General features: G+C 49.7%; 13 protein-coding genes. All 13 read left to right on the top strand.

Annotated elements, in window-relative coordinates:
- The first annotated feature begins 94 nt into the window (after positions 1-94).
- The 13 genes from nagA to JCR24_RS08845 all read left to right on the top strand — a co-directional run bounded on the left by nagA (position 95) and on the right by JCR24_RS08845 (position 13511).
- Positions 95-1315: an N-acetylglucosamine-6-phosphate deacetylase gene (gene nagA, locus JCR24_RS08905; RefSeq protein ID WP_015375306.1), complete on the top strand. Its 1221-nt coding sequence runs from the start codon at positions 95-97 to the stop codon at positions 1313-1315.
- Positions 1287-2048, top strand: coding sequence for a glucosamine-6-phosphate deaminase (gene nagB, locus JCR24_RS08900; RefSeq protein WP_238980477.1), 762 nt, complete (start codon positions 1287-1289; stop codon positions 2046-2048). Before nagA ends, nagB begins: the two co-directional genes overlap by 29 nt.
- Positions 2045-2776, top strand: a complete 732-nt coding sequence (locus JCR24_RS08895) for a GntR family transcriptional regulator (RefSeq protein ID WP_011231757.1) — start codon at positions 2045-2047, stop codon at positions 2774-2776. Before nagB ends, JCR24_RS08895 begins: the two co-directional genes overlap by 4 nt.
- Positions 2776-4140 carry an N-acetylglucosamine-specific PTS transporter subunit IIBC gene (nagE, locus tag JCR24_RS08890; protein ID WP_238980485.1) on the top strand — a complete coding sequence of 455 codons (1365 nt, stop codon included), beginning with the start codon at positions 2776-2778 and terminating at the stop codon, positions 4138-4140. Before JCR24_RS08895 ends, nagE begins: the two co-directional genes overlap by 1 nt.
- A gap of 49 nt (positions 4141-4189) precedes the next feature.
- On the top strand, positions 4190-5107 hold the full coding sequence (locus tag JCR24_RS08885) for a DUF7916 family protein (protein WP_068896246.1): 918 nt from the start codon (positions 4190-4192) through the stop codon (positions 5105-5107).
- A gap of 438 nt (positions 5108-5545) precedes the next feature.
- A complete protein-coding gene (locus JCR24_RS08880) occupies positions 5546-6295 on the top strand; it encodes a sensor histidine kinase (RefSeq protein ID WP_025948532.1) in 750 nt (249 codons plus the stop codon).
- A 3-nt stretch (positions 6296-6298) separates the two neighbouring features.
- Positions 6299-7000 (top strand): response regulator transcription factor, encoded by a 702-nt coding sequence (locus JCR24_RS08875; protein ID WP_011231754.1) that lies wholly within the window; start codon positions 6299-6301, stop codon positions 6998-7000.
- Positions 7000-8289 carry a hypothetical protein gene (locus JCR24_RS08870; protein ID WP_033025763.1) on the top strand — a complete coding sequence of 430 codons (1290 nt, stop codon included), beginning with the start codon at positions 7000-7002 and terminating at the stop codon, positions 8287-8289. The genes JCR24_RS08875 and JCR24_RS08870 overlap by 1 nt, the downstream gene beginning before the upstream one ends.
- Positions 8290-8370: 81 nt before the next feature.
- A complete protein-coding gene (locus JCR24_RS08865) occupies positions 8371-9276 on the top strand; it encodes an acetamidase/formamidase family protein (protein WP_033025760.1) in 906 nt (301 codons plus the stop codon).
- Positions 9277-9289: 13 nt separating this feature from the next.
- Positions 9290-10654 (top strand): APC family permease, encoded by a 1365-nt coding sequence (locus JCR24_RS08860; RefSeq protein WP_238980476.1) that lies wholly within the window; start codon positions 9290-9292, stop codon positions 10652-10654.
- A 186-nt stretch (positions 10655-10840) separates the two neighbouring features.
- Complete coding sequence (locus JCR24_RS08855) at positions 10841-11455, top strand: PH domain-containing protein (protein ID WP_238980484.1); 615 nt, start codon at positions 10841-10843, stop codon at positions 11453-11455.
- A gap of 160 nt (positions 11456-11615) precedes the next feature.
- Positions 11616-12494: an IS982 family transposase gene (locus tag JCR24_RS08850; RefSeq protein WP_238980475.1), complete on the top strand. Its 879-nt coding sequence runs from the start codon at positions 11616-11618 to the stop codon at positions 12492-12494.
- 429 nt (positions 12495-12923) lie between these two features.
- Positions 12924-13511: a GNAT family N-acetyltransferase gene (locus JCR24_RS08845; RefSeq protein ID WP_015375298.1), complete on the top strand. Its 588-nt coding sequence runs from the start codon at positions 12924-12926 to the stop codon at positions 13509-13511.
- The last annotated feature ends 839 nt before the right edge of the window (positions 13512-14350 follow it).

Raw genomic sequence — 14350 nt, 5'->3', positions numbered from 1 at the left:
ATGCTGAAGCGAACTGGTTGACGGATTTGTTTTAGTGGTATAGACAACTAGAATATATAATGTTATAATGAGATACAGAAAGTGGGGAATCGCGATGAAGCGGTGGATATTGAAAAATGCCGCGGTGTATGCAGAAACAGGAAACATTGAACAAGGGTATGTGCTGATCGAAGGGGAAAAAGTGGCCGCGATCGGGCCGATGTCGTCGTGCCCAACTGATGCAGGGGCGGAAGTGATCGAGCTTTCCTCACGGTTTTCCATCGTGCCGGGATTCATCGATGTCCATATTCATGGGGCGGCTGGGGCGGATGTCATGGATGCGACCCCGGAGGCGCTTTACAAGATGGCCAACGCCTTGCCGGCGGAAGGGACGACGAGCTTTTTGGCGACGACGATGACAGCGCCAAGTGAACAAATCGAAGCCGCGCTTCGCAACGTCGCTCGCTATATGGCGGAGGCGAACAGGCCGGGAGCCGCCGAAGTGCTCGGTGTTCATCTGGAAGGACCGTTTTTGTCGCCGAAGCGCGCCGGAGCGCAGCACCCGCGCCATCTCGCCGATCCGGACATCTCACTGTTCCAGCACTGGCAAAAGGCGGCGGGCGGCCATATCCGCCTTGTCACGCTTGCCCCAGAGCGGAACGGGGGGCTGGAACTTGCCTCCTACTTGAAACAGACGGGTGTGATCGCTTCGATCGGCCATTCCGATGCCGTTTACGACGAAGTAAAAGCGGCGGTCCATGCAGGGGTGACGCATGCGACCCACCTGTTCAATGGGATGCGCGGCATCCATCACCGTGAACCGGGTGTCGCCGGTGCTGTGCTTATGTTTGAAGAAGTGATGTGCGAGCTGATCGCCGACGGGTTGCACGTTGCGCCGCCGATGGTCCGCTTCGCTTACCGGAATAAAGGAAGCGATGGGCTCATATTAATCACCGATGCCATGCGGGCGAAATGTCTAGGTGATGGGCGATATGAACTTGGCGGCCAAGAGGTGACTGTTCGGGGCCAAGAGGCGCGGCTTGCCGACGGCACGCTGGCGGGAAGCGTGCTCAAGCTTGGCGAGGCCATCCGCCGTGTGCTCGATTATACTGGCTGCACGCTTGAAGAGGTGATCCGCATGGCGAGCTGGAATCCGGCGAAACAGCTTGGCTTGCTTGATCGGAAAGGCAGCTTGCGGCCCGGCAAAGACGCCGATGTCGCCGTTTTGAATGAACGATATGAAGTCATGATGACGTTTTGCCGCGGCGTTCTTGCTTATCGCAAACCGGATGAAAGGAGGAAGAGCGATGGCCATAACGCTTTTGGAAGCCGCTGACTATACCGAGATGAGCCGCCAGGCGGCGGACATCATCATCAAACAAGTCAAGGAAAAGCCGAACGCCGTTCTCGGCTTGGCGACCGGTTCGACGATGCTCGGCGTGTACCGCGAATTGGCCGCCGATCATCGGCAGCATGGGACATCGTATCGGCTCGTGCGCACGGTCAATTTGGATGAATACGTAGGCCTTGGCCCGGATCATCCGAACAGCTATCGCTATTATATGAATCAGCATTTGTTTGCCCAATTGGACATCCCGCTTCATCAGACGCATGTGCCGAACGGCTTGGCCGCTGATCTTGACGAAGAATGCCGCCGTTACGAGCGGCTCATCGATGAATTGGGCGGCATCGATTTGCAGCTCTTGGGCATCGGCCGCAACGGCCATATCGGCTTTAACGAACCAGGGACGCCGTTTTCGACAGCCACCCACGTCGTCGAGCTGACCGAGCTGACACGGGAAGCGAACGCCCGCTTTTTTCCATCGCTTGATGACGTGCCGCGCCGTGCCATTACGATGGGGATTGCGACCATTTTGCGCAGCCGCCGCATCGTGCTGTTGGCGTCAGGGGAGGAAAAAGCGGACGCCATGGCCCGGCTTCTCGAAGGCGTTGTCACACCGGACTTGCCGGCTTCAGCGCTTCACCTTCATCCGGACGTGACGATCATCGCCGACTGCGAGGCGCTCTCGCTCATCCCAAAGGAAAAGCGGCGGGTGGATGCGCCGTGATCGATAAACAGTCGCCGATTCCGATTTACTATCAGCTCGAGCAATATATGAAAGAAAAGATCGAAAAAGGGGAGTGGCAGCCGGGCGAAATGATCCCGTCTGAGCGCGAGTTGGCGGAAATGTATGACATCAGCCGGATGACCGTTCGGCAGGCGGTCAACAATTTAGTGAACGATGGCTATCTCATCCGCCGGCGCGGGAAAGGAACATTTGTCGCCGCCCAAAAAATCGAGCAGCCGCTGAAAGGGCTGACGAGCTTTTCCGAAGATATGCGGGCGCGCGGCATGGAGCCCGGCACGATCGTCCTCAGCTTTGAGATGGTTCCAGCTTCCGAGAAACTCGCTGAAGGGCTTGGCGTCACGGAAGGCGATGACCTTTACGAAGTCCGCCGCCTTCGGTTGGCCGACGGCTTGCCGATGGCGTTGGAGACGCTGTACATTCCGGTCAATCTCGTCCCCGGACTGACGCGTGATGTTGTAAGCGGTTCCGTCTATGAATTTATCGAAAAAGAAAAAGGGATGATCATCGGCTCCGCTGTTCAAACATTGGAAGCATCTGTCGCCCGCAAGGTGGAGGCGGAGCATCTGAAGATGAAAGAAGGGGCTCCGGTGCTATTGCTTGAGCGCCGCACGCACCTTGTCGACGGTCGGCCGCTTGAAGTCGTCAAATCGGTGTACCGCGGCGACCGGTACAAATTTATGATTGAGATGAAAAGGGGAGGATCATGATGTTAGGCTTTTTACAGCGGCTTGGAAAAGCATTAATGCTGCCGATTGCCGTTTTGCCGGCGGCAGGATTGTTGCTTCGGCTCGGTCAGCCTGATTTATTGAATATTCCGTTTATCGCAGCCGCAGGCGATGCAGTGTTTTCCAATTTAGCGCTCATTTTCGCCATCGGCGTGGCGATCGGTTTTGCGAAAGATGGCAACGGCGCCGCCGCTCTGGCCGGCGCGATCGGTTACTTTGTCTTGACAAAAGGGGCCGCCGCGATTGATAAAGACATCAATATGTCTGTGTTGGGCGGCATCCTCTCCGGGGTGATCGCCGGTCTTTTGTACAACCGTTACCGTGATATCAAGCTGCCGGATTGGCTCGGCTTCTTCGGCGGCCGGCGGTTTGTGCCGATCGTGACATCGCTTGTCATGCTCGTGCTTGCCTTGATTTTTGGCTATGTATGGCCGCCGATTCAAGATGGCATCAACGCGGTCGGCCATTGGATCGTTGGCGCCGGGGCGGTTGGCGTCGGCATTTTCGGGTTCCTCAACCGGTTGCTCATTCCAGTCGGATTGCACCATGTGTTAAACAGCTTCGTCTGGTTTGTGTTTGGCGAGTATAACGGAAAAACGGGCGATTTAAGCCGCTTTTTCGCCGGCGACCCGGATGCGGGCATTTTTATGGCCGGCTTCTTCCCGATCATGATGTTTGGCCTGCCCGCGGCAGCGCTGGCGATGATCGCGGCGGCGAAAAAAGAGCGTCGCAAAGCGGTCGCCGGCGCGCTCCTTGGCGTGGCGTTGACGTCGTTTTTAACCGGGATTACGGAGCCAATTGAGTTTCTATTCATGTTTTTATCGCCATTGCTCTACGTTGTCCATGCCGTGTTGACCGGCTTGTCGCTCGCAGTGGCGACAATGCTTGACATCCACCACGGGTTTACGTTCTCGGCCGGGGCGATTGACTTTTTCTTAAACTACGGCATTGCGAAAAAGCCGTATTTGTTGATTGTTCAAGGTCTTGTATATGCTGTCGTCTATTTCGTCGTCTTCTATTTCCTCATTACGAAGCTCGATTTGAAAACGCCGGGGCGTGAAGAGGAGGTAGAGGGCGAGTTTACCGACAGCGGTGCGGCGCAGTCGGGCGTCAAATACGAGGACCTTGCTGCAAAATATATCGAGGCGTTGGGAGGAAAAGATAATCTCGCACAAATTGACAATTGTGTCACACGCTTGCGCCTAAAAGTGAAAGACATGTCAAAAGTCAACGAAGCAGAATTGAAACGTTTGGGAGCGAAAGGTGTGCTTCGCCTCAACCAAACGGATTTGCAAGTGGTCGTTGGCACGGATGTCGAATTTCTGGCCAACGCTATGAGAAAATAAGGAACAACGAAGCCGTTCTTTTAAGGGACGCCAGAAAGGGGGAGCTCCGGTGAAGCGGCTGTTGGATTGCAACGCCTCCGATTTTCGTCGGATGACAGGAAAACAGTTAAAACAATCGATTCAAGCGTCAGAAGGCAGGGTGATCGTAGCGGAAGTCGTCGGGGAATTCGCGCCGCTGTATCCGGCGGTCACCAACGCCGAACTGGCCACGGCGTTTGGGGCGGATTTGCTGTTGTTGAATTGGTTCGATGTGTTCCGGCCGGTTGTGAACGGGTTGGACACGAACGAACCGAATCAAATGGTGGAACGGTTAAAGCAGTTGACAGGGCGCCCGGTTGGCGTCAATTTGGAGCCGGTTGACCCAAATGCAAAGCAACTTGAGGAGCTTGCGGCGCTGCCAAAAGGGAGAATGGCAACGGCCGAGTCGCTGCAACAAGCAAAACAGCTAGGATTTGATTTTGTTTGCCTAACCGGAAACCCGAAAACAGGCGTGACGAATGATGAGATTGTGAAAGCCATCGAAACGGCGCGGTCCATTTTAGGCGAGGACGCTCTCGTGATGGCTGGGAAAATGCACGCGGCAGGCGTTGCCGATGAAGCGGGAAGCGGGATCGTATCGGAAGAAGTGGTGGTGCGTTTCATTCACGCTGGTGCGGATGTCGTTTTGATGCCGGCTCCTGGAACGGTGCCGGGGGTGACATTAGACAAGACAGAGAAGCTTGTTCAGGTGGCGCATGAACATGGGGCGCTTGCGATGCTGACGATCGGCACAAGCCAAGAAGGAGCTGACGAGAGTACGATTCGTCAAATCGCGCTTGCAAGCAAAATGGCTGGGGCGGATCTACATCATATCGGCGACGCTGGCTATCATGGCATCGCTGTTCCAGAGAATATTATGGCGTATTCGATCGCCATTCGCGGCAGACGCCATACGTATATTCGCATGGCAAGATCGCCGTTGAGATAAAGTGGAATATGATCAGTCGGTCCCAAAAGCATTCGCTTTTGGGGCGTTTTTTTGCCGGGAGAGGATAGGATGGGAGCCAAGATGATGGAAAAATAAGTTTGCGGATGTGGGAAACATTTGCCTTGTACTGCCGCCTCTATTTATCATCCTGAACCGAGAAGACCCCCACTTTCACGCGTGAGCGGAAGTGGGGGATGAATCGGGATGGGTCATCGCTCTTCCTCTTGCTTTCACAGAATAGAAAGTGTAAAGAACCGTGGGACGCACGGGGATGGCTTGGTGGACAGCCTGCCGTGGGGCGGGTGTTCCCAAGAATCTCCCACTTCTAAGCGTACGCGTAGGTGGGAGAGCGTTCAATTTGTGATCAAATGAAAGAACAAATTTGTGATAAAATGAAAAAACAAATGGGAAAGCATTGCGAGTGGCGGGGAGAATATGATGATTGCCGAGCCATTATTTCATCTCATTCTCATTTTCAGCGTATTGTTGCCGCTTGTATCGTTGACAGTGTTGGCGCTGTTGGGAGTAGCGGAAAAAGAAGTGGATTATTGGCAGTTGGAACATGCGCGCCTTCGATTGGAAAAAGAACTTCAAGAAAGCAAGTATATGCAACTCCATCAACAAATCCGACCGCATTTCTTTTTCAATGCGTTGAACGCTTTCTTATCCTTGGCGCGCTTAGGAAAAAATGAAGAAATGATTCGGGGAATGGAGCATTTTGCGCTGTTTTTGCGTGATAGCTATGAGACGAAACAGCCGCTTATTCCGTTCAAACAAGAATGGGCGCATACAAGCAACTATCTAGCGGTGCAGCAGCTTCGCTTCGGTTCACGGCTGTCGGTGTCGGTGCAAATGGATCCGGATGGAGAGCGTGCGCTCATTCCTTCTTATACGTTGCAAACGCTGGTGGAAAACGCATTCAAACATGGCCTTGAGAAAAAAGCGGGTGAAAAATGTTTGGCGATCGATTTTCGACGCCAAGGCAACTGGGTATATTTGCGCGTCTGCGATAATGGCAATGAAGGGAAGGAGTTATCCATCGCGAATGGAGGTGTCGGCTTGGATAATTTGCGCAAGCGGTTTGCTCTTTTGTTTGATTTGCCAACTCAGCTTGTGTTGCAAAAAGATGATCGCGGGTGGACAGAGGCGCTTGTCGTTTGGCCGTATGTTCCAGGGGATGAGGGATAAACGATGAAGGTGCTGATTGTCGATGATGAATATTTGGAATTGGAACAACTCACGTATTTGGTGAAGCGGAAATATCCGCATTGGGAAGTATGGCCGGCGGAGGATGCCGCAGAGGCGAAACGGTTGGCCGCATCCCATCGCTTCCGGCTGGCGCTGATCGATATCCACCTTCCTGGACAGTCCGGGTTGGATTTGGCCTATGAGCTCAAACAAAAACAGCCCGATCTTGCCTTGATCATTATCACAGCCTACCAAGATTTTGCTTATGCCAAACGGGCGATTCAGCTTGAAGTGCTCGACTACTTGGTGAAGCCGCTCATCGAGAGCGAGTTTGATCAAGCGTTGTCGAAATTTGAACAAAAGCATCCGGAAGCGCTTGTCTCGTCCCCGCTCATCCGCGCGGCGCTCGAATATGTGCACTGTCATTATGCACAAAAAATCAGCTTAACCGAGGTAGCCGCTGCCGTGCATGTACATCCAGCCTATTTGAGCAGGCTGTTTGTTGAGGAGATCGGCATCCATTTTAAGGATTACGTCAATCGATATCGGATTGAAAAGGCGAAAGAGCTGTTGACCAAAAAGCCGGATTGGTCCATGGCACGCATTGCTGAGGAGACAGGATTTTCTAGTCAACATCATTTCAGTCATTTGTTTCGAAAATATGTCGGCATCCCGCCTACGAAGTATAAGGAGACCAATGGATAATGGACTGGTATATGCTTTTATTCATGGCATGCGTACTGCTGCTTGCTGCTGTGCCGCATATTGGTCGCTGCAGTTTTATCGGAGCGGAGGCGCTTGGATTAAGCAAGGGGGTCAATGCCCTGTTACTGCGTTTCGCATCCGGTGAGCTGCTGTTGTTTGGATGTTATGCTTTTATTCATGGCGGAGTGGCGGCGGGGGTGGTGACGGCTATGGCGGTGTGGGCCGCCGTTTTTGTGCTTTGGCGTTCAGCAGCGGCCGTACGCTATCGTTCCCTAACAGAGGAAGGGGATCGCTGGCCGGACTGCTGTTTTACGGCGCGGGCTTTGTTTTTCTTTCGGTTTTTTGTTCGCCTTCTTTCGATCGGCCGGCTGCTTACCGTTGTCGTGTTATGTGCCTATTTGTTGCAGCAACTCTTTCGTTTTTCTCCGACTTTTTTATTCATTTGGTTCGTCTATGTGTACGTGTTTACCGTGCTCGCCGGTTGGTTGGGGATGCGGAAAATCGGAACGGTTCTGCTATACATTGTTTATATAGTGATGGGAATGGTTCCGTTTGCCTATTATCTAACGGGTGGTGTGGCGCGGCAATATGAGATGATTGTACGCACTGTCCCAGCTTCCCTCGATGTGAACATGGTTTCGTTGTTCGTGTTGTTTTGGGCTGTGCTGGCGGCGGCTGCCGGGCAATGGTTGGCCGACGAGTATGTATGGGATATTGCATCAATATTGAAAAAAGAACGCGTTGCGCTGACGTTTTCTATGGCCGCGTTTTGCCTTGCTCCGCTTCCGTTGGCCGTCGCAGCCTTATGCGTCCCGTATGCGGCGGCCGCTTCGACTGCCGCCATACTGAAACGGTGGCTGCTTCATTCTTCTGTCTTGATTGCTTGGCCGCTTACTATTGCCTTGCTGGCGGCGTTGTCACTCAGCTTATCCCTTTCCTTGCATTCCGTTGTGCAAATTTTTTGGCACAGGTGGAGCAGGCATCTCTCATGGACATATGTCATCTCTTTTTTGCTTGTACTAGCCCTCTTTTTTATTGCTCCTCTTCTTCCGATGCGGATGGTCATGTTTTCGACCGCCTTGCTTGCCTCCTCGTGTTTTGGGTTGGCTGCTTTACGGACAGGAGAGAAACCGATGGGGGTTATAGGCATGATCGGATGGGTATGTTTGTTTGTGATCGCCTGGCGATGGGGAATGCGCCATAACGTGCTGGAGGCCATAGCATGGAATGGGATTGGCGTTTTCTTGTTTACTCATATTTATCGATTAATTCAAAAAATAAAGAAGTAACAAAAATGAATCAAAAAAATGCAAAACCGTTTGTTTGCTCCCTGTTATAATGAGACAAAAACGAAAGGGAGGAGAGCGAACATGTCATTTGTTCCGTGCACGACTGCCATTTATGCATTTAGCAAAAACCACCAACCGGTTCGAACAGTCCAGTCAGGGGAAACGTTTGTCATCGAAACGTACGACTGTTTCCAAAATCAAATTACTTCAAGCGAAACGCCGTTTGACTCGATCGATTGGAATCATATCAATCCGGCGACCGGACCGATCTATATTGAAGGGGCGGAACCCGGTGACATTTTAGCGGTAAAAATTGAACAGATTCGCCTCAAAGGACAGGGGGTCATGGCTGTCGGACCAGGGCTCGGGGTGCTTGGAGACCGGATTCCGCAGTTTGAGGCAAAAATGATTCCAGTAGAAGAAAACCGGGCTATATTTGACGAGCATCTTTCTATTCCATTAAATCCAATGATTGGCGTCATCGGGGTAGCGCCGAGCGGTGAGGATGTGTCGTGCGGGACGCCCGGGCCGCATGGAGGCAATATGGATACAAAGCTCATTACAACAGGGGCAACCGTTTACTTCCCAGTTTTTGTCAAAGGGGCGTTGTTCGCATTAGGCGATTTGCATGCGGCGATGGGGGACGGCGAAATCGGTGTGTCGGGCATTGAAATCCCGGGGGAAGTGACGGTCACCGTCCGGGTGATGAAAGGATATTCGCTCAACCATCCACTGTTGCAAAACGATGATGGCATTGCGACGATCGTCTCGGCCAAAACGTTGGATGAAGCGGTCAAACAGTCGGTTGAGGAAATGGTTGATTTGCTGTTGCCGCATACTCCGTTGACGCTGAACCATTTGACGATGGTGCTTAGCGCTGTCGGTCAGACACAAATCAGTCAAGTCGTTGACCCGCTCGTCACGGCGCGTTTCTTTGTACCGCGATTTGTGCTTGAAGCGTATGGCATCCGCCTGTTTGAGGATTGAGGAGGGAACGGCGATGGCGCAACTTGAAACGAACACATCGGTTGAGTCGCTCGGTTATAAACAGGAATTAAAACGGTCGCTCACATTTGTTGATTTGTTGATTTACGGAATGGTGTTCATGGTGCCGATCGCTCCTTTCGGCATTTACGGGTATGTAGCGCAAGGGTCAAAAGGGATGGTCGCCTTAGCATACTTAATCGGAATGGTGGGGATGATTTTCACCGCCTTAAGCTACGCCAGAATGGCCGAGGCGTTTCCAATCGCTGGTTCCGTGTATTCTTACGCCCAGCGGGGAATGAATGAATATGTCGGTTTTATGGCAGGCTGGGTCATTTTGCTTGATTACATTTTTGTTCCGGCTCTTCTCTATTTGGTCAGCGCTGCTGCCTTAGCCGATATTGTGCCGCAAGTGCCGATTTCCGTGTGGCTCATTCTGTTCATTGGCATGAATACGATCATTAATATTCTTGGAATCGAGATGACGGCCAAAGCGAACAAAGTGATTGTTGTTTTAGAGCTCATCGTCCTTGCAGTGTTTGTGATCACAGGAATGATTGCGATTATAAAAGGCGTCAATGGAGCGCAGTTTACGTTCAAACCGCTGTACGATCCTAATCATTTCAGCGCGGAGACGGTGATGGGGGCGGTGTCGGTGGCCGTCTTGAGCTTCCTTGGTTTTGATGCGGTGTCGACGCTGGCTGAGGAAACAAGGGACGGGAAATCATCGATCGGCAAAGCGATCATTTTCGCTTTGCTCGTTGTCGGTGCGCTTTTCATCGTGCAAACATGGGTCGCCGCTCTCATTTGGCCTGATTATACGACGTTTAAAAACGCAGATGTGGCGTTTTATCAGATTGCGGAGCTGGCAGGAGGACCATGGCTGAAATGGACAACGATCATCGCCACTGCGCTTTCATGGGGGATCGCGAACGCGCTCGTCGCCCAGGCAGCCATCTCCCGCATTTTGTACAGCATGGGTCGCGACCGTAAACTGCCCAGTGTGCTGGCTAAAGTGCATCCGAAATTTCAAACGCCATACGTCAGCACATTGCTTGTCGCTGTGATTTCGCTCATTGTCACGACGGTGTTCGCCTCACAAATTGATAAACTCGCTTCGCTTGTCAACTTTGGCGCCCTGACGGCTTTCCTCTTTTTGCATGTATCAGTGATGAACTATTTCTTGCGCAAACAAAAGAGTAACGATTATATTAATCATCTCTTGTTTCCGCTCATCGGTTTTGTTATCATCGGCTATGTATGGATGAACCTGGACCCGCTCAGCAAAAAGCTAGGATTGATTTGGATCGCGATTGGACTCGTTTATCTGGTCTTTTTGCGACTCACGAACAAAGACTCCCGTCTAAGCGGGGAACTGTAGTTGCTTGTAAGGCCTGACGCCGTCATAAAAGGCGTTGGGTCTTTCGTTTTTTGCCGACGATGAAACATTTTTTCGATCGCGGCGTATTACAGAATGAGGGTACGGCGCCTTGTTAAGGCAAAACGCCGTTCATCCGCCAATAGGCGGGCGCCGATAAAACGTGGAAGGAGCCGGAGGAACATGAGCATGTTTGGAAAAGTCGCCGCCGATGTGCTTGGGCTAAGCGACATCGGCTCGGTTATTCAGCCGAAAGACTACGACAAAGTAGATGCCGATGATTATGTGATGCACGAGGATGGAGAAAAAATCTATTTTCTTATCAAATCGAAATCGGATGAGTATTGCTTCACCAACCGCGCGCTCATTCATCTGGACGGCACGAGCGCTGCGAGCAAAAAACGGACGCTCCGCCGCTACGATTACTATAAGCATCCGATTTCCGACGTGTCGCTCGAAACGGCCGGGACGGTCGATTTGGACGCGGAAATCAAATTTAAAATCGGCCCGCACGCATACTCGATCGATGTGCATAAAAAGCATATCGAGGAACTGAAAGACTTGTATAAATCGCTGCTGGCGATCGCGGAGATTTGCCATGAAAACGAAACGAAGTTCAACTATGCGGAGCGGAGTTTGGAACTGGCGGCCAAGGTGTTGGCCAACATGCGCGGTGACGGCGCCAATGTGTCGGCGGATTTTCAAGCCGTGAATGAATACGCTTTTCGCTGGCTGACGGAAGCGAAAAAGAACTATACAGTCAAAGATTTTGGCTTTGTGTTTGACAAATATATTCAACAGTGACGAGATGAAGGTTGTATCGGGGAAAGACGCCGTGCCAGAGGCGAGGTATCTTTCCTTAACCCGTGGTGCTAGATAAACTTGAGCAAGCATAAAAATAGCCCTTGCTGGCGGATCTCCTGTAGAATGAAAGTGCGACCTGCCATTCGAAAGGAGAATCCCCATGCAAGAGCACTTTCATTTTACTACAGATCGAGCCAAGATTCAAAAGCAATATGCCGCCATTTTCGTTTTTGTTTCTGCCCAACTTTCATGCATTCAGGTGCATCTTCACCGTCGAAATCGCCATTTGGTAAAGCAAGAGGACGCTGTCATCATCGCCATTCATCTTTTAGGAAAGCTGCTCGGTTTTACATCCGAACGGGCATGGCATCGTTTTGTCACGGGAAATTTGTTCACAAACGGCTCGTTTCTTGAACGCTCCCGATACAACCGCCGTTGCCGGGCGCTTGGTTTCGCCATCAAATGGATCCGTCATGAGCTGGCAAAACGCGGTCAACATCATGCCTATGCCGTCGTTGACAGCTTGCCGCTCCCGTTGTGCCATACGGCAAGAATGCATCGCGTCAAACAATTTCAAGAGATGGCAGACATCGGATATTGCGCTTCCAAAAAGCAATGGTACTACGGATTGAAGCTGCACCTTCAAGTGACTGATCAAGGGCTGCCGATGGGATATGTTGTCACCGAAGCGTCTTGTCACGACCGGGTGGCCGCTGAAACCGTCATGACGCAAATTCCACATCCGTATAACTTCGGTGACAAAGGGTATATCAGCCAAACGCTGCGAAAGAAGCTGTACGAAGAGCACCGAGTCGCGTTTTGGACGCCCGTCCGAAACAATCAGCGAATTCGCCAATCGGATGCATGGAAACAATGGATGAAGCGAAAACGTAAAGTGGTGGAAACCGTGTTTTCGATTTTAGTCGATTCGTATCGGATCACCAAGATTCGCGCGAACTCGGTTTCTGGATTTGAAACGGCACTGGATGGTATTTTACTGGCTTACTCACTTGTTGTTCTCGGGCTAGTTGAGCGCTAGCGCTCAACTAGCACCACGGGTTTAAGGTATATAAGCTGTAATAAAGAATTTCCACGGTTTTGTATTAATGTTCAAGCCAGTATATAATGCGAGTATGCCGAGAGTCTGGTGGATAAACACTTTTTTGAATTATATAGATGCAATTTGAAGTTTTCACATTGGTAGCTTTTACTGAGCATTGGATCGACTGTCGAACGACCGAACAACACCGCTTTCAGCCCCATGTATGGGTCTGAGAAGCGGGTGGTTGTTCAGTCGTCCGTCATGCCTTGGCGTGACGGAGGCAAGCAAAGGCTTGCCCTCGACAGTCGAAAAATCGATAAGTGGCTTTTCTGTCAAAGATATGTTAAACGTTTTGGTTGCACCTATATAAGTGTTTTAAGACACAGAAGGAATATTAAAATATAGGTATAGAAAGGGTTGAGGAATTTGAAGATTAAAGATGTATTTGGGGATTTGCCTACACTTACTACTGAACGTTTAATATTAAGAAAATTAACGTTAGATGATGCATATGATTTATTTGATTATGCGTCAAATCCGGAAAACTGCAAATATTTACCTTGGAGACCTCATCATACCATTGAAGATTCAATTCAATTTTTAGAATTTGTAATTAAGTCTTATAAAGAAGGTAGTTTAGCTCCGTGGGGAATCGTTTCAAAAGCAGACAATAAAATGATCGGGACAATTGATATAGTTAAATGGTTACCCAATCATCATAAAGCTGAGATAGGTTTTGTTTTATCGTATAAGTATTGGGGGAAGGGATTAGCAGTTGAAGCGGCTAATAAAATCATTGAATTTGGTTTTGACAAGATGGAATTAAACAGAATTGAGGCATTTGCTATGATTGAAAATGTTCAATCTTTAAGAGTTTTACAAAAGTTAGGGATGCAATTTGAAGGGGTTATGAGAGAACATTGGTATATTAAAGGTAAATTTAGGGATATGGCTATATACTCTATTCTAAAACGAGATTATTTTAAATCAAGGAACGGGTTGCAAAACGCATAACGGATGAATAAAGGGACACAAAAAATCCACTCTTATTGGGAATCATATACAGTTACTAAAAAACTTCAAAGGGGTGACACTATCAAGAGTTCCAATTCTTTGATCGAATACACCGATGAAATCGATCCTCTTTTAGAGGCTTTATTTCGATGCATCGATCAACTTTTTTCTGGAAATACCTTATGTGGCGGGAAGATCACAGGTGTCTAAAAAGGTAATTGATTAAATGTTTATTTTGGAAAACGTGCTTTACGATCGATTCTTTGTAGCAGTTGATGAACATCTTCCGCTGTTTTTGCTATTTTTGATGTATTTATGAGTCTCTCATCTGTCCACCTTTTCAAGGACCAGCCGATGCTTTCAAAAGTAAGAATTTTCTGATGTTCATCATCATCTCTTAAACGATGTATGTGTTTAATCTCTGAAAGTGATCATGGTGGATGGTACGGCCCTTTGAAACATTCTTGTAGTATGATCTCCAAACAAAATGGGTCATTTCAACTCGGTATTACTAGTTTAAAGGTATAAAGAACGGTTGAACAAGTGAGAATTCTTTTTGTTTTCTCGATTAACCGCTGGAATAGTGGAGAAACAAAAGGTGCCTATGGTTATGTGATTGCTGTCTTCTTGAAAACTGGATTTGAAAAGTGTCTGTTTGATCTCCATAATGCGTTGAATGGGTATTTGATCAATTAAAGATTAACGGGGTAGAGCAGCCGCGTTGGTATAGATTTCATTGCTATCTGTTACATGTACAATTATAAATCATTATTGGAAATTTTTAATTTACACTCTATTTTTACCGCGTTATCAATTATAAGAAGAAGTTAAATTCTGAA

It is taken from the genome of Geobacillus sp. YHL (assembly GCF_022341265.1).
GTDB classification, from domain to species: Bacteria; Bacillota; Bacilli; order Bacillales; family Anoxybacillaceae; genus Geobacillus; species Geobacillus thermoleovorans.
This window is presented reverse-complemented; position numbering and strand designations above follow the sequence as displayed.